Here is a 20578-nt window from a genome sequence, read left to right as displayed (position 1 = left end):
AGGTGGTCTGGGACGGCAGGACCCAGGGCAACTGGGCCGAAGCGCTGACCGCGGACCGTCCGACGGCGGTGGTCAACCTCGCGGGCAAGCTCGTGGATTGCCGCCCCAGCGCCGAGAACATCGCGGCACTGCGGGACAGCCGGGTCGACGCGACGCGCGCACTCGTCACCGCATCGCGCGAACGCACGACGCCGATCTCGTACTGGCTGCAGTCCAGCACGACCGCGATCTGGAGCGACGCGGGTGAACTGTGGTGCACCGAATCGACGCCGACCCCGGTGGGCCTCCCGCAGATGACCGGCGTCGCACGGCCCTGGGAGGAGGCGGTGGACGGCGCGAACACCGACCATCTGACCGTGCTGCGTACCTCGATCGTGCTCGATGCTGATTCGCCGGCCATCCGACGCCTCGTGGGGCTCACGAGGTTCGGTCTCGGCGGGCGGGTCGGCGACGGCCGACAGTGGTTCAGCTGGATTCACATCGACGACTGGCTCGCGATCGCCCGCGCGGCACTGCGGGTCGACGAAGGGGTGACGCTGCCCGACGGTGTCGTCGTGGCGGCCAGTCAGCATCCGGTGCGTAACTCCGAACTCATGGCGATGCTGCGCGCGGAGATCGGACGGCCGCCCGCGCCGCCGACGCCCGCGTGGTTGCTCAAACTCGGTGCGGTGGTGCTGCGCACGGACCCGGCCCTCGGACTCACGGGGCGCCGTGCGCGGTCGGATGTGCTCGCCGACGCCGGTTTCGAATTCAGCTTTCCACGGCTCGAGGACGCACTCTCCGATCTGCTCTGAGAGGTCGCCTCAGTCCAGTCCGCGCGCGGTGAGGGTGTCGGCGAAACCGTCGGCGGTGCGCAGGGCGGCGAGGACGACCGGGGCGACGAGGATGCGTGGACCGGGCCGGAGCCCGCGCGCCTTGCGTGCCTCGTCGACCTCCCGCACCACCTCGACCATCAGCGGGATCGCCCGGATGGTCAGTGCCAGCGCGAGGGCGATGAGGTCCACGCGCACCCCGAGCCGTCTCAGGGGGCCGAGCGCACGGACGATCGTGTCGAGCATGTCCGTCGTGCGGGTGGTCAGCGAGACGGCCGCGGCGAGCGCGACCGACAGCGCGAGGACGCCGCAGACGACCACCGCCCGCCGCCAGTCGGTGAAGACGACCTGGAACGCGAAGATGAACAGCAGCAACCACATCAGTGGCCGCAGCTGCCGCCACGCCTCGCGCGGCCCGATCCCCGCCAGCGCGTAGACGACCGCGACCCCGGCTGTCGCGATGCCGAGCGCGGTGAGCGACCGGACCGTCAGCGACAGCACCAGGATCACCACGCCCATCGCGACGAACTTGACGCCTGCGGGCAGTCGGTGCAGCAGCGTGTTGCCGGGACGGTAGACGCCGAGGACGTTCACGACATCATCCCGCGGTAGGCGGCCAGCGCAGGCCGAGGTTCGTCGTCGACGACGACCCGCCCCTCGTCGATGACGATGACGCGGTCGAAGTCGGCCAGGATGTCGAGATCGTGGCTGACGACGACGAGTTGCTCGTCGAGGGTCGCGAACACGTCGGTGAGCATGCGGGTGTTGCGCAGGTCGAGCAGGGTGGTGGGTTCGTCGGCGACGATGATCGCGGGGTCGGTCACGAACACCGACGCCAGGGCGAGGAGCTGCTTCTGCCCGCCGGAGAGCCGCTGGGCCGGATGGTCCGCGTGGTCGGCGAGGCCGAATCGGGCGAGCACCTCGCCGGCACGCTCGGCGCGCGCGGACTTGTCGAGATCGGTTCGACGAAGCGACAGTTCGATGTCCTCGCGGACCGTCGGCATGATGATTTGACGGTCGGGGTCGGAGAAGATGAAGCCCACCCGGCGTCGGACCTCACGCTTGTTCTTCGCGACCGATAGCCCGTCGACGATGACGGTCCCGGAGTCGGGCACGACGAGCGCGTTGATCATCCGCGCCAGCGTCGACTTGCCGCTGCCGTTGGCGCCGACGATCCCGATCCGGTTTTCCGACAACGTCAGTGAGACCTCGCGCAGGACGACGCGGTCGCCGTAGGCGTGGGTGACATCGGTGAATTCGATCATCGCCGCTGGGGTGGGGCGGCTTCTCAGCCGGCCACGGTGCCGGATCGGCGCGCGCGCAACGGTTCGATGAGGCCCGGCCGGCCGCGGTGGACCTGGGCCGCGACCAGGGCCGCGATGACGCACTTGGCGATGTCGCCGGGGATGAACGAACCGTTGGTCGCGATGGCCGCCCACAGTGTCAGGTCGGTCCGCACCAGCAGGCCGAGCACCCCGCAGGCGTAGAGGACGACGATGCCGCCGAGCGCGTTGATGCCGATGCCCCACAGCACGCGATATTTCCCGGAGCCCGTCTTCCCGCCGGTCGAGACCATGAGTGCGGTCAGCACCCCGATGACGATGACCGCCGGGAGGAACCCGATGAAGTATCCGGCCGTCGGGGAGGACAGCGCGGTGAGGCCGTTGCGTCCGCCCGAGAGGATCGGGAGTCCGGCGATCGCCAGCACCATGAAGATGACCACGGCCAGCGTGCCCTTCCTCGGGCCGAGGACCGCCCCGGCGAGGATGACCCCGAGCGACTGGAACGTGATCGGCACACCGCTGGTGCCGATGTTGATGGTCCCGGGCAGGCCGAGCGCGGCGATCAGCGCGGCGAACACGGCGGCCTGGGTGAGGTCGCCGATGCTCAGCGACCAGCGGTTGGGGGATTTCGGCGATGCAGTCATGTCGATTCCGGAGTATTTCACGCGGCGGCGGCGCAGCCGCACCCACCGGGCGGGGTGACCAGGTATCGACGCCGGTCCGCCCACTAGACTCGGCCCGGTGACAGACACTTCTTCTGCGAACTCGTCCTCTCCCGAGGATTTCCTCGAGGGCCCGCGGCCGGTGCTCGTCGTCGACTTCGGCGCGCAGTACGCGCAGCTGATCGCGCGTCGGGTGCGGGAAGCGCGGATCTACTCGGAGGTGATCTCGCACGAGGCGCCGATCGCGGAGATCCAGGAGAAGGATCCGGTCGCGATCATCCTGTCGGGCGGACCGTCGTCGGTGTACGCGGAGGACGCGCCGGACCTCGATCCCGCCCTCTTCGACCTCGACGTCCCGGTCTTCGGCATCTGCTACGGCTTCCAGGCGATGGCGGACAAGCTGGGCGGCGAGGTGGCCAACACCGGCGGGCGCGAGTTCGGCCGGACGACGTTCACGACCAACGGCGAAGGCGTTCTCCACCAAGGTCTCTCGGACACCCAGCCGGTCTGGATGAGCCACAACGACGCCGTCCAGTCCCCGCCGGAGGGGTTCACCGTCACCGGGTCGACTCCCGGCGCGCCGGTCGCATCCTTCGAGAACCTGAAGCGCCGGATGGCCGGTGTGCAGTACCACCCCGAGGTGCTGCACACACCGCACGGCCAGCAGATCCTCACCCGTTTCCTGTACGAGATCGCCGGTCTCGAGGCCACCTGGACGGCGGCCAACATCGCCGACGCGCTGATCGACGCGGTCGCCGACCAGATCGGTGACGGGCGGGCCATCTGCGGGCTCTCCGGCGGCGTGGATTCCGCGGTGGCCGCCGCGCTGGTGCAGCGCGCCATCGGCGATCGTCTGACCTGTGTCTTCGTTGACCACGGTCTTCTGCGCGCCGGAGAACGCGAACAGGTACAGCACGATTTCGTCGGGGCGACCGGGGCGAAGCTGGTGACGGTCGACGCCGCCGACACCTTCTTGCGTGAGCTGTCCGGCGTCAGCGACCCCGAGACCAAGCGCAAGATCATCGGCCGCGAGTTCATCCGGTCGTTCGAGGGTGCGGTCAGCGAGGTCCTCGGCGAGGAGGCCGAGGCGGGGGAGAAGGTCGACTTCCTCGTCCAGGGCACGTTGTACCCCGACGTCGTCGAGTCCGGCGGCGGCAGCGGCACCGCGAACATCAAGAGTCATCACAACGTCGGCGGTCTGCCCGACGACCTCGAATTCAGTCTCGTGGAACCGCTGCGTCTGCTGTTCAAGGACGAGGTGCGTGCGGTCGGCCGCGAACTGGGGCTGCCCGAGGAGATCGTCGCCCGCCAGCCGTTCCCCGGGCCCGGCCTGGCGATCCGCATCGTCGGCGAGGTGACCGGCGACCGACTGGAGACGCTGCGCAAGGCCGACCTGATCGCGCGCGAGGAACTGACCGCCGCCGGCCTCGACTCGCAGATCTGGCAGTGTCCGGTCGTGTTGCTGGCCGACGTGCGCAGTGTGGGCGTGCAGGGAGACGGCCGCACCTACGGCCACCCGATCGTGCTGCGCCCGGTGTCGAGCGAGGACGCGATGACCGCGGACTGGACGCGGGTGCCCTACGAGGTCCTCGAGATCATCTCCACCCGCATCACCAACGAGGTCGCCGAGGTCAACCGGGTGGTGCTCGACGTGACGAGCAAGCCGCCGGGCACCATCGAGTGGGAATGAGCTGAGTGAGCGGCCGGTGGCAGATGCCAACGGCCGCTTTCGTCAGCGCGTGCCGGGTCTCAGTGCCGGGAACGCGTGCCGGACACGATCAGCACGAGTCCGACCAGCAGCCCGATCCCGACGACGACCCATCCGAGGTCGGCGGCGTCGGGAAGTGCCGGCCCGTCGGCGAGCCCCCACCCGGCCACCGCAAGGGCGGCGATTCCGAGCATCCCCAGACCGGGAGCGCGATGGGTGGCGCCACAACCTCGGTCGTCATCGGTGCCGGAAGCGTTCATCTCGGTGCTCATCGCAGGACCTCTACCTCTCCCAATCCGGTGCGGGCCTCGATCTGCAGGACCGGGCCATCGGTGCCGTCACGTCCGCCGTCGAGCCCGGTGGGGCAGTTGTAGTCGCCGACACCGGTCTGGCAGTCGGCACGCACGTTCATGGTCTCCGGCACGTGGACCGTGATCTTGCCGACCCCGCTCTCGAGTCGTACGGTCCGGTCGGCGGTGAGTTCGACCGCGCGCAGGTCCAGGGCCATCTCGCCGATGCCGAGTGAGTACTCGGCCTGGATGTCGTTCTCGGTCAACGGCTTCCACTCGCGGTCACCGACCCCGCCGGGCGGCAGCGGGCCGGACAGGCCGTTGACCCCGGAGATCACGGTGGTGACGATGACCGCGGCACCGAGAGAGACCGCGATGGGCGCCAGGCCCGTGCTGTGCTCGCCGGTGCGACGCTTGACGACGGCCGCGACGAGGAGTCCGGCTCCGATCACGGCGAGGGAGAGCGACAGGATGTGGGGGACGGTGAACCACTCGACACCCATCTGGTGCAGGCCCGCACCGATCGCACCCACGATGGTCGCCAGACCGACCACGATCAGGGTCAGCGGTGAGCGACGGTGCCGACGGACGGCCGGTTCGGCCGGGCGGGTCGGTTCGGGCAGATCCCAGGCGAACCGCGCCGCTCCCAACGGATCCCACGCGGGTGGACTCGCCTCGAGTGGTTCACTCTTCGACAGTTCAACTCCCGGCGCCGGGGTGGCCGGGTGTTCGGTGGCCGGATTCCCGCCGATCGCGGACGTGCCCGGTGCTTTGGTCATGGATACTCCTGGGGTCTGGGGGCCGTCCGTGGGGGTGACCGCGCCGGGGGCCGGGTGGCTCATCGCGCGCGGCACCCACCGTTCGAACTGCCCGGCCGCCGGTGGCGGGACGACGATGTCGGTGACCGCCGCGGTGTCGATGCTGGTACCGGCCGGTGGAGTCGGGGTCCGCAGGTACAGCAGGTACCAGCCGCCGAGCATCAGGATCGCGCCGACGAGCCCGCCCGAGCCCCAGGTGCGATTGGGGCCGAATGAGGTGACCATGACGATCGCGAGCACGACCAGCAGGATCACCTGCGGATTCCCCAGGCCGTGCATCGAGTTGTGCGACGCGGTGTGACCGGCCCGGGGGGAATCGACACGGAGCGCATCGGCGCGGGCGCGTCCGGCGCCCGGGAACGCGACCCAGGCCGCGAGGTAGAGGATGAGTCCGCTGCCGCCGAAGAAGGCGGCCACCACGAACGCGACCTTCACCAGAGTCGGGTCGACGCGATACCGGGCGGCGATGCCGGTGCACACGCCGGCAATCGTCCGATCGTCGGGCCGATACGGACGGGTCGCCCACAGGCCCTGGATCTGCTGCTGGAACTCCTTGGTGTCCATGACGATCATCGTGCCCCCGTCCGGCCCCGGACACATCGGGTGATCCCCTGAATTGTCCCCCGGAGAATCCGCCAGGCCCGGGGGCGGCGGAGCGGACACACCCTGAGATCGCGGCGCATGAACCGGGGTTGACCCCGATGTCGCGAAGCCGATCGCATGGGACGATCGAGGAGTGAGTCGAATGGAGGTCGAGCCGGTCCCGAAACTGGTGCGCCGCGACGGCGGCCGCGTCGTCGCCGGTGTCGCCGGCGGATTGGCCGATCATCTCGGGGTCGAGGTCTTCCGCGTGCGGATCGTCTTCGTGGTCCTGGCCGCGCTGGCCGGCGCCGGGGTCGCCGCCTACGGGCTGCTGTGGTTCTTCTGCCCGCAGGGCGACGACACCGCGTCACCGGCACCGGGAGAGCGTCGTCAATCCCTCGGTCTGGCGATGGTCGGGCTGGTGGCCATGGGCGTGGTCGGATTCGCGGCGTCGGGGACCCCGGCGGAGTACCTCATCCCGTTCGTCTTCATCGCGTTGGGCGCCGCCCTCGTGTGGCGCGAATTCGACACATCCCCGCGCGCACCCCGCACCCCACTGCGCACTTGGACGCGGTTGATCGGCGGCGTCGCGCTCGTTGTCGGCGGCCTCGTGGTCGTGGTGGTGGCCGGGGATCGCAGCTTCGGCGGTCTCAATTCCACGATCCTCGCGGTCGGGGCGACCCTGATCGGCGTCGTCCTGTTGACCGTGCCCCTGTGGATGCGGATGCTGCGCACCATCAACGAGGAGCGCTCGGCCCGCATTCGCAACGCCGAGCGCGAGGAGATCGCCTCGCATCTGCACGACTCGGTCCTGCAGACCCTGGCCCTGATCCAGAAGAAGGCGGGCCGCCCCGAGGAGGTGGCACGCCTGGCCCGGAGTCAGGAACGCGAGCTGCGGGCCTGGCTGTTCGGCGACCCGGCCACCGAACGCGGCTCGCTCGCGGCCGCACTCCGGAGTGTCGGCGCCGAGGTCGAGGACGCCTACGGTATCGAGGTGGAGATCATCACCGTCGGCGATCTGCGTCCGGACAACACCCGGGACGCCAAACGCTGGTCGGCTCTCGTGGGGGCCACCCGCGAGGCGCTGGTCAACGCCGCCAAGCACTCCGGTGAACGCACCGTGGACGTGTACGGCGAGATCACCGACGACGAGGTCGAGGTGTATGTCCGTGACCGGGGAATCGGTTTCGACCCCGACTCCGTCGACGTTGACCGCCAGGGCATCTCCCGGTCGATCCGCGCACGTGTGGAGAGGATGGGCGGCCGCGTGCGGATCACGTCGACCCCCGGGCGCGGGACGAACGTGGGTCTGATGATGCCGCGTGGTGACGGGGGATCGGGATCGATCGACGAGAGAGCGGACGACACCCGACGCTCTGCCGAGGTGACCGTCGACGCGGTCGCCCCGACCGACAACAGGAAGGCACGATGACGCCGAGTTCCCCGAGTTCCGACCCGACCGGCCCCGGTCCGGTGACCGTCTATCTCGTCGACGACCATGCGGTCTTCCGCTCCGGGGTCCGTGCCGAACTGGCCGACGAGCCGGGCCTGCGCGTCGTCGGCGAGGCGGGCACCGTACCCGAGGCAATCGACGGGATCGTGGCGGCGGCTCCCGATGTGGTCCTGCTCGACGTGCACATGCCGGCCGGCGGCGGGGTGGCGGTCCTGCGCGGGGTGCTCGATCGACTCGGATCGAACGGAACGGGTTCGAATGCAACGGGTTCGACACCGCCGGTCTTCCTGGCCCTGAGTGTGTCGGACGCGGCTGAGGATGTCATCGCGACCATCCGGGCCGGTGCCCGCGGTTACGTGACCAAGACGATCGCGGGCCCGGAACTCGCCGACGCGGTCCGCCGGGTCGCCGACGGCGACGCGGTGTTCAGCCCACGTCTCGCGGGTTTCGTCCTCGACTCGTTCACCGGAAAATCCTCGGCACCCGAACCGCCGCTCGACCCGGAACTCGACTCGCTGACCAGGCGCGAACTGGAGGTGTTGCGCCTGCTGGCGCGCGGGTACACCTATCGGGAGATCGCCGAGGAGCTGTTCATCTCGATCAAGACGGTCGAGACACATGCGTCGAACGTTTTGCGGAAGACCCAGCAGTCCAACCGCAATGCCCTCACCCGATGGGCGGCCACCCGTCACATCGGCTGACCGCAGTGGCGCCGGCTCAGCGCAACAGCGCGATCGCGAGTACGACGACGACCGCGAGCACGGCGAAGAACACGAAGATCGACACCGCCAGTGCCGTGCTCGACGTGCCCGGCGCCGGCGGACCGGGGTTCGGTTGCCGGGATCCGGATGAGTACTGCTGGGAGGCAGGCGGTCTCGGTGTCGACGACAGTGGTTGCGGCGTCGACATCAGGGTCGGGGAGATGCCGCGACGTGTGTCCGGCAGGTCGCGGGAGCCGCGATCGGCGGACATCGTCGGGGCGTAGGGGGGCAGGGTGGCACCGGCCGGACGATGCGAACCGGTCGTCGACGACCGTGCGGAACGCTGTGACCAGGCCGGCGTGCCCGCTCCGGGCCGGGTGATGAGGCCGGTCAGGACCTGGTCGCGGGTGCCTCGGGAACCGGCCGCGAACGAGGTGAGCATGTCTCGTGCCTGACTCATCGTCGGGCGTTTGGTCGGGCTCGGTTCCAACAGGCGCAGCAGGATCGGCTCGAGCTCGGCGGCATTCTGCATGGGATTGATGCGTGCGCGTGCGACCTTGTGCAGCAGCGCGATCGAGTTGTCGTCGACACCGAAGGGCGGCTGACCCTCCACCATCGTGTAGACGGTCGCGCCCAGCGAGTAGACGTCCGAGGCCTCCTGCGGATCGGCGCCCCGCGCGACCTCGGGAGCGAAATACGCAGGCGTTCCGGTGATCACGCCGGTCTGGGTGAGAGTGACATCGTCCTTCGCCCGCGAGATCCCGAAGTCGGTGATCTTGACCAGGCCGGTCTGCTGTCCGCCCTCGGCGATGAGGATGTTGCCGGGCTTGATGTCGCGGTGCACGATCCCCGCGGCGTGGGCCTCGACCATCGCATCGGCCACCTGGGCGCCGATCTGGGCAGCCTCGGCGGGCGCGAGAGTCTTTGTGGCGTGCAAGATCTGGGCCACACTGCGGGAGGGTAGGTATTCCATGACCAGCCAGGGCTCACCCCGGTCGAGGGCGACATCGTGCATGGCGATCGCATTGCGGTGGGAGAGCTTCGCGGCGATCCGCCCCTCCCGCATGGCCCGCTTGCGCACGTTGTCGGCGGAGTCCTCGGTGAGGCCCTCGGTGGAGACGACCTGCTTGACGGCGACGTCACGGTCGAGGAGCTGGTCGCGGGCGAGCCACACGGTTCCCATGCCGCCGCCGCCGATGCGCGACTTCAGACGGTACCGGCCGGCCACCAGGTACTGGGGACCCGGCGCATGGTGGGTTCCGGCGGTCGTCGACATACGGAGATGATAGCGGCGAGGTCGACGCCGCGGGCACCGCACTTGACAGTCATCTCGTACGTATGTTCGACTCCCATCATGCGATGGTCGGATCAGGCGGTCGAGGTCGACGACGGGTCGCTTCCGGGGCTGAGCCGCTCGGGTCTGGTGCGGTCGGTGCGTACGCCCGATTTCGAGGGTGTCACATTCCACGAGGTGCTGGCCAAGAGTGCGCTCAACCGCGTGCCGGAGGCCTCGCAGCTCCCGTTCCAGTTCACGGTCAACACCTTTCGCGGGTGCACGCATGCCTGCCGCTACTGTTTCGCCCGTCCGACGCACGAGTACCTCGACCTCGACGCGGGCACCGATTTCGACACCCAGGTCGTGGTGAAGCTCAACGTCGCGGCGGTGTTGCGCAAGGAACTCAAACGCCGGTCGTGGACCCGGGAGACGGTGGCGCTGGGCACCAACACGGACCCGTATCAGCGTGCCGAGGGGCGGTACCGACTCATGCCGGGCGTGATCTCCGCGCTCGCCGAGTCCCGGACGCCGTTCTCCATCCTGACCAAGGGCACCTTGATCCGTCGGGATCTTCCGCTGTTGCGTCAGGCTGCGGGGGAGGTCTCGGTCAGCGTCGGGATCTCGCTGGCGATCCTCGATCAGGACCTGCAGAAGAAGATCGAACCGGGGACGCCGTCGCCCCAGGCGCGGCTGTCGGTGATCCGCGATCTCGCCGATGCCGGCATCGCGCCGCATGTGATGGTGGCCCCCGTCATCCCGTACCTCACGGATTCGACCGCGCATCTCGACTCGTTGCTCGAGGCACTCGCCGAGGCGGGCGCGTCTGGTGTGACCGCGTTCCCGATGCATCTGCGATCCTCGACCAAGCCGTGGTTCCTCGAGTGGCTGGCGGAGGAGCATCCGGCGCTCATCCGCCGGTACCGGGGGCTCTACGGGCGTGGCGCCTATGTCACCCCGGAGTACTCCTCGTGGCTGCGTGACCGGATGAAGCCGCTCGTGCACCGGCATGGCCTGGCCGGTTCCGGCGGTCTCCGGCAATCGGGCCCCGACTCGCCGGCGACGGTGGCCGCGCCCGAGCTGCAGCACGCCCTCACCCTGTTCTGACCCGTGCCGTCCTGACCGCGCCCCTGAGCTGGGCTGTTTTCGGCGTGGATGCAAACATCCTGTGCTGCGCAACGGCTTTCGGCTTCGGTTGACGCTTGTCGGTGGTTGGTTCTACTCTCGAACAATCGAAACAGTGTTCGAATGATCGGCGGACGAGGGGCCTCCTCGGGATCGTTCGGGAACTGTGTCGAGAACCCTGATGGCGCGCACCTTCCCGGCTCGCTCGAGAACTACTCATGTCGACTGGAGGGTGCCGGAATGGATGTCTCTGCTGGTGTGGCCGTGACCGATGCCGTGACCGATACGGCGGCCGGTGGCCGGGCCGACGAGCTGGCGGGTCTGCGCCGGCGGATGGCGGCCATGTCCGGTCGGCCCGACCAGCGGGTGGTCGAGGTCCGAGACCGGTCGGTGGGTGTCCTTCCCGTGCCGGAATCGTTGTCGGACATCTTGCCGCACAACGGTATTCCGCGAGGGTCGGTGGCCCGGCTCGACGGCGCCCGTTCGGTGCTGATCGCGATGATCGCTTCGGTGACCCGTGCGGGTGGACAGGTGGGGATCGTCGGGTTGCCCCGGTTGAGTCTGCTGCCCGCGGCGGAGATGGGCGCCGACCTGTCCCGCATCGCCACCATCCCCGATCCCGGTCCCGACCCCGTCGAGGTGGCAGCGGTGCTGCTCGACGGTATGGACCTGGTGATCCTGGACCTGGGGAGCGGTGGCGAGGGTGCTCGCCCGCGGAACGAGATGGTGGCCCCCTCGCGTGCCCGGGTGGTCATGGGCCGCGTGCGCAAGCAGTCGTCGGTGCTGCTGGTGACCGGTGGTGCATGGCCGGGTGCGCAACTGGCCCTCGAGGCCCGTGTCCTCACCTACCGGCACAGTCCGGTCCTGCCCGGCCGGTCTGCTCCCGCCTCCAGCGCGGCCGGTCTCGACTCCGCACGCAGCGGCTACGGCCGCATCGGCGGGATGCGGCTGCAGGTCACGGTGTCGGGTCGCGGCCGGCAATCCGAGAGCACCGAGGTCGAGCTCCGGGCGACGGGCCACGGTGCCGATCGCACGGTCGAGATGGTCGCGGCGACGACCGTCTCCCCGGTGCTCGCGGTGGCGAACTGATGCCCTCCGGAGAGCCGGGGTCCCGGCGTATCCTCGCGCTCTGGTGCCCGGACTGGCCGGCGATGGCCGCGGCGGCCGAGGCGGATCTGCCCCCGCTGCATCCGGTCGCGGTGCTGTCGGCGAATCGGGTGGTGGCCTGTTCGGCCTCGGCACGGGCCGCCGGTGTGCGGCGGGGAATGCGGAAGCGACAGGCGCAGGCGGCGTGCACGGAGATGACCGTGGTCGCCGCCGACGAGAACCGGGACGGCCGGCTGTTCGAACCGGTGGTCGCCGCGGTCGCCGAGGTGATCCCCGCCCTCGAAGTGCTCCGGCCGGGTCTCCTGGTGATCGCCGGCGACCGTGCCGCCCGCTACTTCGGCGGGATGGAGGCCCTCGCGGAGGAGCTCGTCGACGTGGTGTCGGCGTGCGGCATCGAGTCGCAGGTCGGCATCGCCGACGAGATCTTCACCGCCGTCCTCGCCGCCCGGCACGGACATCAGGTGGAGCCCGGGGGTGACCGGGAGTACCTCGCCGGCCGCCCCGTCGCCGACCTCGCCGTCGAACCCAGCATGAGCGATCCGTCCCGTGCCGATCTCGTGGAGTTGCTGCGCCGGCTGGGGATCGGCACGATCGGCGCCTTCGCCGACATGTCCGTCACCGACGTCGCCACCCGGTTCGCCCGGGATGCGGTCGTCGCGCACCGGCTGGCCAATGCGCTGCCGGGGCGTGTCCCGTCGTCACGTGGTGTGCCGGCCGAACTCGACGTCGACCACACCTGCGACCCGCCGGTCGACCGCATCGACGTCGCGGCGTTCATCGGTCGCACCCTCGCCGACGTGCTGCACCGACGCCTGCGTGATGCCGCGGTGGCCTGCACGCGACTCACCATCATCGCGACCACCGAACGCGGACAACAGCATTCGCGAACCTGGCGATGTGCCCAACCGCTGACGCCGGAGACGACCGCGGATCGTGTCCGATGGCAACTCGAGGGGTGGCTGACCGGCGCGGCGCGGCCCACCTCCCCGCGGGTCGAGCCGCGCGCAGCGAGGAGCAGTGCCCGACCCGACTCGCCGATCGTCCGGCTGCGGCTCGAACCGGTCGAGGTCGTCGAGGCCGGGGCCTTGCACTATCAGCTCACCGACGATCTCTCCCGTGGCGGGCTGGCCGGTGAACCGGATGTGGAGGAGCGCGCCCGGCGTTCGCTGGTGCGGATACAGGGGCTGCTGGGCGGGGATGCGGTCCGTATTCCCGTGCTGAGCGGTGGTCGTGGACCCGCCGAACGGATCACCATGGTCTCACTGGGCGACGAGCCGGTGCCGCGCCGGGATCCGTCGGCGCCATGGCCCGGACGCCTGCCACAACCCAGCCCGACGGTGCTGGTGGAGACCGCGATCCACGTGCTCGACGCCGTGGGGCAACCGGTGAAGGTGACCGATCGCGGGGCCTTCACCGCCGAACCGGTGACCGTCGCGCTGGCCTCGTCCCGGGCGCGCCGGTCGAGTTGGGGCCTGTGCTGGTGGGCCGGGCCCTGGCCGGTCGGAGGCGCCGACCGGCCAGCTGGGGCCTCGGTGCCGATCGGAGCCGCCGAGACCGGACTGACCGCGCGGGCGCAGGTGCTGCTCGACGATTCGCGCGCCCTGCTGCTGTGTTACCGCGCCGGGGAGTGGATCGTCGAAGGTGTCTACGAGTGACTGCGTCCCGCGGAGTGGCCTTCGAGAAGAAACGCCGCGACCGAAAGCGTGCGCGTTCGCCTCTGAGATGCCACTCTCGACGCATGGCACGTACCTGGTTGTCGGTGACAGTGGAACTGCTCGGTGGTCGCGGCGTTGAGTTGTGGCCCTGGCCCGGAAGGGTTTTCGCGGTCGGACCGGCGCACACGTTCAAGGATCTGGCGACCGCCATCGATGACGCGTTCGCTCGATGGGATCGTTCCCATCTGTCACTGTTCACCCTGGACGACGGCAGGGTGGTCGCCGACGCCGCGCTCGGTTCCGACCTGGCCGGTGGTATCGGCGGCCCGATCTCCGAGCCCGTGGACATCGCCACGGCCAAGGTCGCCGCGTTCGCAGCGACCGGCTCTGAGTTCCAGTACACCTTCGATCTCGGCGACGAGTGGACCCATCGGTGCGTCGTGGGAGATCTGAAGGTCGACCCGGTGGACGTGTTGGGCATCAAGCCGAAGGCGCCGCTGGCGTACTTCGGCTGGGGCGACATCCCGGATCAGTACGGTCGACGGACGGCCGATGGGGACGACGAGACGCCACCACGCCCCACTGTTCCTCATCCGATGCTCGTCGGCCAGTGGCCCGCGCAGAAGGAGATACGCGCACTCGATCTGGGCGAGGTACGCGGGTCGATCGCGTCGTCGGATGCCGATCGTTTCCTGGATGCCGTCATCGGATGCGATCTGCACGACGCACTCCAGCAGGTCGGCCCCGGGGTACCGATGGCACTGCAGAAGCGCCGCGAGCGAGCCGAACCGGTGGCCGTGTCGATCGTCGAACAACTCAACCGACGGGGAGAGGCCGGCGACGCCGAACTCGCCGAGGAACTACTCGCGAGCCTGCGCGGGGAACCCGCGCCGGGACGGCCGATCGCGGTGGATCTCGAGATGCTCAGCGACGAGATGGAGGGTGATCCGAACCGGTCAACCGGCGGACTCATCGACCTGAGCACCGGCTTCGTGTACAACGACGAGATGCTCGACCCGGGCGTGCTCGATGAGGAGATCGACGTCGAGGAGGACCCGGACCGCTGGCTGCGCTTCGACTGCATCGGTTCGCGCGACAGCTGGCGGGACATGGCCGATTTCGCCACGCGCACCACCGATCCCGACCTGCGAAACCGTCTGGAGCGCGCGATCGAGGGACGAGGTGCGTTCCGCAGGTTCCGGGACGTCGTCCACGAAGCGGGTGTGAGTCAGCAGTGGTATGCGTTCTCCACCGACCGCAAGTTCGGACGGGCACGCAAATTCCTGGTCCGTGAAGGCATCCGACCGATCTGACTCAACTGTTGCGCCCCCGCGCGATGACCGGCCACCGGCTGTCCGAGCCATCGATCGCCACCAGTTCGTCGACGAGATTGACTGCGGTGCAGACGTGGTTCGGCACCACCCGGATCACGTCGCCCAACCGGGGGGCTGACGTCGATTCCGCCGGGAACTCCACCACCGCGTGATGTTCGGACAACTGCACGACGCGGGCGTCGGGGTGATCGAGGAGGCGTCCGTGGCCGGTCGCCCAGGCGGCTCGGTCGGCGCCGAGGATCTTGCTGCCGGCGTCGAGGACGATCCGTCCGGGTTCGCTCCGCACCACGGTTGCCACCGCGGTCAGAGCGACGTCGTCGAATCCGCAGGTGCCGATCTCGACCTGCTGGGCGTCGTTGAGGGGATACACGCCCGGACGGATCTCGGTGAGCACGCCCGCATACGTGGGGTCGCCGACGAATTCGACGGTGGGTGTGGATCCGCCGCTGCGCACCCGCGGATCGATGCCCTGCGCTCGGAGACTCTCCGCCGCCGTACGCAGTGCCGCCACCTCCTGTTCCGCGGCCCGCCGGCGGGTGTCGCCGACGCCGTAGCCGTGGCCGGGGAAGGTGAAGACGCCGACGACGTCGAGCCCCGCTGACACGCCCGCCACCGCGACGCCTCCGGCGTCCCCGGGTGCGGTCCCGGTGCGGTGTTGCCCGGAGTCGACCTCGACGAGTGCCTCGACCCGCTGCCCGCCGAGCAGCGCCCCGAGATGCCGTGCGCCCTCCGCCGAGTCGACACCCACCCGTAGCGACACCCGGTCTGCGAGGGCGCGTAACCGGGCGGCTTTCGCCGGGGTCGGCCAGATGGGATAGGCGATGAAGATGTCGGTGCACGAGGTGATGTCGGTGGCGTCGGCGAAGGCCTCGGCCTCGCCGATGGTGGCCACCGCGAGCCCCGTGGCACCGGAATCGATCTGCATCCGCGCGATCTCGGCGCATTTGTGGGTCTTCGCATGCGGCCGGAAGTCGACGCCCGCCGATCGCGCGCGGTCGGCGAGCACCGCGAGGTTGCGCGTCATGCGGTCGACGTCGACCTCGAGATACGGGGTGTCGATCACGCGTCCCGCCCGCCGGCGTCACGATCCGAACGGCCCAGCGCCGCCGCCGATTCGCCGAAGACCAGGTACTCCTGGTGCAGGATGCGGGTGGTCAGTCCGGGGGTGACGCGGTGCCCGATCTCGGCGACGAGCCCGACCAGCGAGTCGACGCGCTTGGGTCGATCGATGATCGCGTGCAGCACGCGCGCCGCGGCCCGGTCGACGTTCCAGGTCCCGGGCTGGTTGTCGTAGGCCTCGGTGGGCGCGATCATCCGCGTCTTCACGAGGGGGAGACGGACATTGGAGAAGGTCACGTGGTCGGACACCGTTTCGGTGCCGGTGACGTCGCTGAAGGCCTCCAGAGCGGCTTTTGACGCCGCGTAGGCACCGAACCGCGGGCCACGCGACTGCACCGCGATCGAGGTCACGTTCACCACATGACCCGCCTGCCGGGCGATCATGTGCGGCAGCAGTCCGAGGACGAGGTTCACCGCGCCGAAGTAGTTGACCGCCATCACCCGGTGGTAGTCGTGAGACCGATCCACCGAGTTGATCGTGGCACGACGGATCGACCGGCCGGCATTGTTGACCAGGACGTCCACATGACCGTGCGCGGCGAGCACGGTCTTGACGAGCGCATTGACCGATTCCTCGTCGGTGATGTCGCACTGGTATGCGGTCACCTGACCGGGCGGGATGCCTTTCTTGCTCGTCGTCGAGTTCAATTCCTCGGTCGCCGATTCCAGTTCGTCGGCGTTGCGGGCGACGATGAGGACGTTGGCCCCGCGTGCGACGCACATCCGTGCGGTGGCCTTGCCGATCCCGCTCGACCCGCCGGTGATGAGAACGTTCTTGCCGACGAGCGGCCCGCGCGGATCGGTGCGCCGGTTGCGTGACCGGTCGAGGTGTCGTGACCAGTAGGTCCACAGGCGCGGGGCGTAGTCGGCGAAGTCGGGCACGGTGATGCCGAGGTCACCCAGGACCGCCACGGTGGTGTCGGCGCGGAAGTCGACCGGCAGCGTCACCGCGTCGAGTACTGCCCCGGGGATCCCCTGCTGGGCGGCTACGAGGTTGCGTCCGACGCGCGCGATCCCCATGCCGGACAACGTCATCACGGGTTCCACCGCAGCCCGTGGGATGGCGTCGAACCCCTTCGGCGCCTTGAACGCCGGTGCCAGCGCGTTGTACATCTCGGTGGTGGTGAGCGACTTCGGGTCGCTGAGATGGAACACCAAACCGCTGCGCGTGGGGTTCACGCCGAGGAGGGCGACCATCGCGGCGGCGACGTAATCGACCGGCACGATGTTGAGCGTCCCGAGATCGGGCATCGGCAGTCGCAGCATCGAGGGCAGTCGGCCGAGCGTCGCGAGGTGGCCGAAGAAGTAGTAGGGACCGTCGATCTTGTCCATCTCGCCGGTGCGCGAGTCGCCGACCACGATCGACGGCCGGTAGACGCGCCAGCGGAGTCCCTCGCGTTCGCGCACGACACGTTCGGCCTCGAACTTGGTGCGATGGTAGGCAGTCGGAAAGCCCTGTCCGACTTCGAAGTCCATCTCGGTGAACCGCCCGCGGTGGTCACCGGCCACGGCGATCGAGGAGACGTGGTGGAACAGCGCATCGTGCGCGATCGCGAAGTCGGCGGCGCGCGAGGTCCCGACGACGTTGGCGGCGCGCTGTGACTCCGCATCGGCGGCCATGTCGTAGACCGCCGCGAGGTGGATGACGTGATCGATCGCGGGGACGGTGTCCGGTGCGATACCGAGTCCGGGTGCGGTCAGGTCGCCGACCACGGGGGTGACGCGGTCGCCCGCGTCGAGGTCGTCGAGCATGGTGAGGAACGCCGCGCGCGAGGTCTCACGTACCAGTGCGTGGATGGTGGCGTCGGGAGCGACGGTCAGGAGGCGTTCGAGTACGCGTCGCCCGATGAACCCGCTGCCCCCGGTGATGAAGTAGCTCGTCATGGAAGAGATCCCATCAGATGGGCGGGCCGACGGCCCGCTGGCTGTCCACGGCCCGCGGGCCGCGGATCTGTCTGGTACTCAGGGTGACACTAACTTGCGGCGATGGCAACGACTACGCGCGCGGCGTCGCGCGCCCGAATGCGTCGATCGTGCGTCTCATTCCGTCGACTGTGCGTTCGATCCCGTCGATTGTGCACGGCGATCGCCCGACCAGGCCGACCTCCGGAGCAGGCGCGCGCCGTTGAGCGCGACGAGCACGGTCGAACCCTCGTGCCCGGCCACGGCCAGGGGGAGCGGCAGGGTGCCGATGAGATCCCAGGTCACGAGGGTGAGGATCACGGTGGCGGCGATGCACAGATTGGCGATGACGTAACGGCGGGCGAGGCGGGACAGCCGTATCAGCGCGGGGACCGCGGTGAGGTCGTCACGCACGATGATCGCGTCGGCGGTCTGGACCGCGAGGTCCGCACCGCGACGACCCATCGCGATGCCGGTCCCGGCCGCCATGAGTGCCGGTGCGTCGTTGATGCCGTCGCCGACCACGAGCACGTGTCCCTCGATCTCGCCGACGATCCGGACCTTGTCCTCCGGCAGCAGGTCGGCGTGTACCTCGCGGATTGCGGTCCGGTCGGCGACGTCCGCGGCGACCGATGGCCGGTCGCCGGTCAGCAGCAGGACCGAACCCGACGTGACGTCGCCGATCAGCCGCACCGCCTCGGCGGCGTCGTCCCGCAGGCGATCGACGAGTTCGATCCGGCCGATCTCCCGCCCGTCGACGAGTACGCCGACCACCGTCCCGGTCGAGCCGGCGACGGCGCGCTCCACGGTGACGCGGCGCCCGCCGACCGCCCCCGTCACCCCGCGTCCGGGAAGTGCGCGGAAATCCTCCACCGATTCGACGCCCAGTCCGCGGTCGGCGGCGGCGGTCACGATCGCGCGACCGAGGGGATGCTCGCTGGGGTACTCGACCGCGGCGGCCAGCGCCAACACCTGTGGCGGGTCGTGACCGTCGAACGCCGTCACGTCGACGACCTGCGGGCGTCCCTCGGTGAGGGTGCCGGTCTTGTCGAACGCGACGACCGAGGTCCGTCCCACCGACTCCATCACCGCGGCGGACTTGACCAGGACGCCGTGCCGACCGGCATTGGCGATCGACGCGAGCAGCGGCGGCATCGTCGACAGGACGACGGCGCAAGGCGAGGCGACGATCATGAACACGATGGCACGAAGCAGCGCCTCGTCGAAAGTGTTGCCGAACAACATCATCGGGATGCTCAGCACCAGCAGGGTGGCGGCGACGACGATGACGGAGTACGTCTGCTCGACCTTCTCGATGAAGAGTTGGGTCGGTGCCTTCGTCTCGGATGCCTCGGCGACGAGCGTCGCGATGCGGGCGATCACCGACTCCGACGCCGGACGGGCGACCTCGACGATCAGCGCGCCGGTGCCGTTGACGGTCCCGGACAGCACGTCGTCGCCCGCCGCCCGCACGATCGGAACCGACTCGCCGGTCACGGCCTGCTGGTCGACCTCGCTGCGGCCGTCGACGACGACGCCGTCCGCGCCCACCCGTTCACCCGGGCGGACGAGGATGCGCTGGCCGACTTCGAGTTCGCGGCAGTCGATCTCGCGTGTCATGCCGTCGGGCGCATACAGGGTGGCCCGTTCGGGGGCCAGTCCGAGCAGGGCGGTCACCGAATCGGCGGTGCGCTGGGTGACGACGACCTCCAGAGCTCCCGAGGTCGCGAAGATCACGATCAGCAGCGCGCCGTCGAAGACCTGCCCGATCGACGCGGCGGCGACGGCGGCGACGATCATCAGCAGATCGACGTCGAGTCGTCGTTCCCGCAGTTCCTGCAGGCCCGATCGGGTCGGTTCCCATCCGCCGGCCAGATAACACGCGAGATATGCGGTCCACCAGGACCATTCGGGCGCCTGGCTGATCTGGAGCAGCCAACCCGCGAGAAAAAGCGCCAGCGCGAGGCCCGCCCAGCGCACCTCGGGTAGCCGAAGTCCCGTCCGGAAGATCGACGGCGGGGTGGTCCCGCGGTCTGCTCCCGTAAGCGTCGAGTCGCGGGCCGTTCGTTCCGTCGTCTCCGCCGTACCCATCGTGTCTCCCATCTGTTGTCGGCCCTTCTGCTGGTTGAGCCGGCACCGAGCCGACGCCACTCGCCGACAGCCGTCCTCCTGCTGGTTGAGCCGGCACCGAGCGCGAGCGAGGCGCCGAGTCGAAGCCACTCGTCGACAGCCGCCCTCCTGCTGGTTGAGCCGGCACCGAGCGCGAGCGAGGCGCCGAGTCGAAGCCACTTGCCGACAACCACCTCTCAGACAGTAACAGTTCATATGAAGATATTTTCATATGATGTCCAGCCGGTAGCATCCGCTGCATGGGACACGGCATCGATGAAGGGATGCGGCCGGCTGCGCGGCTCGATCCGGAATCGGCCGTGCACGTCGCCACCACCCTGCAGGCGCTGGCGACCCCGAGCCGGCTGCTCATCCTCACCGAGTTGCGGTCCGGACCGCGCTCGGTGACCGATCTCGCCGACGCCGTCGGCATGGAGCAGTCCGCGGTCTCCCATCAGCTCCGGTTGCTCCGCAACCTCGGGCTGGTCACCGGCACCCGGTCGGGTCGGTCGATCAGTTACAGCCTCTACGACAGCCATGTCGCCCAGCTGCTCGATGAGGCGGTCTATCACAGCGAACACCTGCGTCTCGGGCTCTCCGAACGTCCACAGTCCGCGGGTTGAGCCGGGGCGCACGGTTCCGGTG

The 20578-nt window shown here is 69.5% G+C and carries 18 protein-coding genes; 9 read left to right on the top strand and 9 right to left on the bottom strand.

Translation table 11 applies throughout. The annotated features are described in order from the left end of the window. The coding region (locus tag M4D77_RS11625; RefSeq protein WP_259936253.1) for a DUF1731 domain-containing protein at positions 1 to 794 on the top strand (794 nt) is incomplete at its 5' end. 9 nt (positions 795 to 803) lie between these two features. Here M4D77_RS11625 and M4D77_RS11620 read toward each other — a convergent pair. Genes M4D77_RS11620 through M4D77_RS11610 form a run of 3 tightly spaced genes read right to left on the bottom strand, consistent with a single transcriptional unit; the run spans position 804 to position 2739 of the window. Continuing rightward, complete coding sequence (locus tag M4D77_RS11620; RefSeq protein ID WP_065629895.1) at positions 804 to 1406, bottom strand: energy-coupling factor transporter transmembrane protein EcfT; 603 nt, start codon at positions 1404 to 1406, stop codon at positions 804 to 806. Further along, on the bottom strand, positions 1403 to 2077 hold the full coding sequence (locus tag M4D77_RS11615; protein ID WP_058250689.1) for an energy-coupling factor ABC transporter ATP-binding protein: 675 nt from the start codon (positions 2075 to 2077) through the stop codon (positions 1403 to 1405). Before M4D77_RS11615 ends, M4D77_RS11620 begins: the two co-directional genes overlap by 4 nt. Before the next feature lie 23 nt (positions 2078 to 2100). Continuing rightward, a complete protein-coding gene (locus tag M4D77_RS11610) occupies positions 2101 to 2739 on the bottom strand; it encodes a biotin transporter BioY (RefSeq protein ID WP_058250881.1) in 639 nt (212 codons plus the stop codon). A 160-nt stretch (positions 2740 to 2899) separates the two neighbouring features. On the opposite strand from M4D77_RS11610, the gene guaA reads away from it, so the two are divergent. Then, positions 2900 to 4447: a glutamine-hydrolyzing GMP synthase gene (guaA, locus tag M4D77_RS11605; RefSeq protein WP_058250688.1), complete on the top strand. Its 1548-nt coding sequence runs from the start codon at positions 2900 to 2902 to the stop codon at positions 4445 to 4447. A 59-nt stretch (positions 4448 to 4506) separates the two neighbouring features. Here the strand turns inward: guaA and M4D77_RS11600 are convergent, their stop codons facing one another. Then, positions 4507 to 4737 (bottom strand): hypothetical protein, encoded by a 231-nt coding sequence (locus M4D77_RS11600; RefSeq protein WP_259936252.1) that lies wholly within the window; start codon positions 4735 to 4737, stop codon positions 4507 to 4509. Further along, positions 4734 to 6146 carry a PspC domain-containing protein gene (locus tag M4D77_RS11595; protein WP_259936251.1) on the bottom strand — a complete coding sequence of 471 codons (1413 nt, stop codon included), beginning with the start codon at positions 6144 to 6146 and terminating at the stop codon, positions 4734 to 4736. The genes M4D77_RS11600 and M4D77_RS11595 overlap by 4 nt, the downstream gene beginning before the upstream one ends. Before the next feature lie 172 nt (positions 6147 to 6318). Between M4D77_RS11595 and M4D77_RS11590 the strand changes: the two genes are divergently transcribed. Then, a complete protein-coding gene (locus tag M4D77_RS11590) occupies positions 6319 to 7587 on the top strand; it encodes an ATP-binding protein (RefSeq protein WP_259936254.1) in 1269 nt (422 codons plus the stop codon). Beyond that, on the top strand, positions 7584 to 8309 hold the full coding sequence (locus M4D77_RS11585) for a response regulator transcription factor (RefSeq protein ID WP_226512910.1): 726 nt from the start codon (positions 7584 to 7586) through the stop codon (positions 8307 to 8309). The genes M4D77_RS11590 and M4D77_RS11585 overlap by 4 nt, the downstream gene beginning before the upstream one ends. 16 nt (positions 8310 to 8325) lie before the next feature. Here M4D77_RS11585 and M4D77_RS11580 read toward each other — a convergent pair whose 3' ends face one another. Further along, complete coding sequence (locus tag M4D77_RS11580) at positions 8326 to 9585, bottom strand: serine/threonine-protein kinase (RefSeq protein ID WP_259936250.1); 1260 nt, start codon at positions 9583 to 9585, stop codon at positions 8326 to 8328. Positions 9586 to 9663: 78 nt separating this feature from the next. On the opposite strand from M4D77_RS11580, the gene M4D77_RS11575 reads away from it, so the two are divergent. The 4 genes from M4D77_RS11575 to M4D77_RS11560 all read left to right on the top strand — a co-directional run bounded on the left by M4D77_RS11575 (position 9664) and on the right by M4D77_RS11560 (position 14782). Continuing rightward, a complete protein-coding gene (locus tag M4D77_RS11575; RefSeq protein WP_058250682.1) occupies positions 9664 to 10689 on the top strand; it encodes an Rv2578c family radical SAM protein in 1026 nt (341 codons plus the stop codon). A 258-nt stretch (positions 10690 to 10947) separates the two neighbouring features. After that, positions 10948 to 11796: a hypothetical protein gene (locus M4D77_RS11570; RefSeq protein WP_259936249.1), complete on the top strand. Its 849-nt coding sequence runs from the start codon at positions 10948 to 10950 to the stop codon at positions 11794 to 11796. Continuing rightward, positions 11796 to 13469: a DNA polymerase Y family protein gene (locus M4D77_RS11565; protein WP_259936248.1), complete on the top strand. Its 1674-nt coding sequence runs from the start codon at positions 11796 to 11798 to the stop codon at positions 13467 to 13469. The genes M4D77_RS11570 and M4D77_RS11565 overlap by 1 nt, the downstream gene beginning before the upstream one ends. 83 nt (positions 13470 to 13552) lie before the next feature. After that, entirely contained in the window at positions 13553 to 14782 is a 1230-nt protein-coding gene (locus M4D77_RS11560; protein ID WP_259936247.1) for a UPF0158 family protein, read from the top strand. A 1-nt stretch (position 14783) separates the two neighbouring features. On the opposite strand, the gene M4D77_RS11555 is transcribed toward M4D77_RS11560, so the two are convergent. The 3 genes from M4D77_RS11555 to M4D77_RS11545 all read right to left on the bottom strand — a co-directional run bounded on the left by M4D77_RS11555 (position 14784) and on the right by M4D77_RS11545 (position 19915). Continuing rightward, positions 14784 to 15866 carry an alanine racemase gene (locus tag M4D77_RS11555; RefSeq protein ID WP_259936246.1) on the bottom strand — a complete coding sequence of 361 codons (1083 nt, stop codon included), beginning with the start codon at positions 15864 to 15866 and terminating at the stop codon, positions 14784 to 14786. Continuing rightward, entirely contained in the window at positions 15863 to 17806 is a 1944-nt protein-coding gene (locus tag M4D77_RS11550; protein WP_259936245.1) for an SDR family oxidoreductase, read from the bottom strand. The genes M4D77_RS11555 and M4D77_RS11550 overlap by 4 nt, the downstream gene beginning before the upstream one ends. Positions 17807 to 17962: 156 nt before the next feature. Continuing rightward, a complete protein-coding gene (locus tag M4D77_RS11545) occupies positions 17963 to 19915 on the bottom strand; it encodes a heavy metal translocating P-type ATPase (protein ID WP_259936244.1) in 1953 nt (650 codons plus the stop codon). A 278-nt stretch (positions 19916 to 20193) separates the two neighbouring features. Here M4D77_RS11545 and M4D77_RS11540 point away from each other — a divergent pair, with 278 nt between their 5' ends. After that, a complete protein-coding gene (locus M4D77_RS11540) occupies positions 20194 to 20556 on the top strand; it encodes a metalloregulator ArsR/SmtB family transcription factor (protein ID WP_259936243.1) in 363 nt (120 codons plus the stop codon). The last annotated feature ends 22 nt before the right edge of the window (positions 20557 to 20578 follow it).

It is taken from the genome of Gordonia sp. p3-SID1431, assembly GCF_025143765.1.
GTDB lineage: Bacteria > Actinomycetota > Actinomycetes > Mycobacteriales > Mycobacteriaceae > Gordonia > Gordonia hongkongensis.
Note: the sequence above shows the minus strand (reverse complement) of the source record. Positions and strands in the feature narration are given on the sequence as shown.

What these genes read in the sequence shown, in the direction of transcription:
- M4D77_RS11615 (WP_058250689.1), bottom strand. Translation starts at nt 2,077, where the DNA reads ATGATCGAATTCACCGATGTCACCCACGCCTACGGCGACCGCGTCGTC.
- M4D77_RS11610 (WP_058250881.1), bottom strand. Translation starts at nt 2,739, where the DNA reads ATGACTGCATCGCCGAAATCCCCCAACCGCTGGTCGCTGAGCATCGGC.
- M4D77_RS11600 (WP_259936252.1), bottom strand. Translation starts at nt 4,737, where the DNA reads ATGAGCACCGAGATGAACGCTTCCGGCACCGATGACGACCGAGGTTGT.
- M4D77_RS11595 (WP_259936251.1), bottom strand. Translation starts at nt 6,146, where the DNA reads ATGATCGTCATGGACACCAAGGAGTTCCAGCAGCAGATCCAGGGCCTG.
- M4D77_RS11590 (WP_259936254.1), top strand. Translation starts at nt 6,319, where the DNA reads ATGGAGGTCGAGCCGGTCCCGAAACTGGTGCGCCGCGACGGCGGCCGC.
- M4D77_RS11585 (WP_226512910.1), top strand. Translation starts at nt 7,584, where the DNA reads ATGACGCCGAGTTCCCCGAGTTCCGACCCGACCGGCCCCGGTCCGGTG.
- M4D77_RS11580 (WP_259936250.1), bottom strand. Translation starts at nt 9,585, where the DNA reads ATGTCGACGACCGCCGGAACCCACCATGCGCCGGGTCCCCAGTACCTG.
- M4D77_RS11575 (WP_058250682.1), top strand. Translation starts at nt 9,664, where the DNA reads ATGCGATGGTCGGATCAGGCGGTCGAGGTCGACGACGGGTCGCTTCCG.
- M4D77_RS11570 (WP_259936249.1), top strand. Translation starts at nt 10,948, where the DNA reads ATGGATGTCTCTGCTGGTGTGGCCGTGACCGATGCCGTGACCGATACG.
- M4D77_RS11565 (WP_259936248.1), top strand. Translation starts at nt 11,796, where the DNA reads ATGCCCTCCGGAGAGCCGGGGTCCCGGCGTATCCTCGCGCTCTGGTGC.
- M4D77_RS11560 (WP_259936247.1), top strand. Translation starts at nt 13,553, where the DNA reads ATGGCACGTACCTGGTTGTCGGTGACAGTGGAACTGCTCGGTGGTCGC.
- M4D77_RS11550 (WP_259936245.1), bottom strand. Translation starts at nt 17,806, where the DNA reads ATGACGAGCTACTTCATCACCGGGGGCAGCGGGTTCATCGGGCGACGC.
- M4D77_RS11545 (WP_259936244.1), bottom strand. Translation starts at nt 19,915, where the DNA reads ATGGGTACGGCGGAGACGACGGAACGAACGGCCCGCGACTCGACGCTT.
- M4D77_RS11540 (WP_259936243.1), top strand. Translation starts at nt 20,194, where the DNA reads ATGGGACACGGCATCGATGAAGGGATGCGGCCGGCTGCGCGGCTCGAT.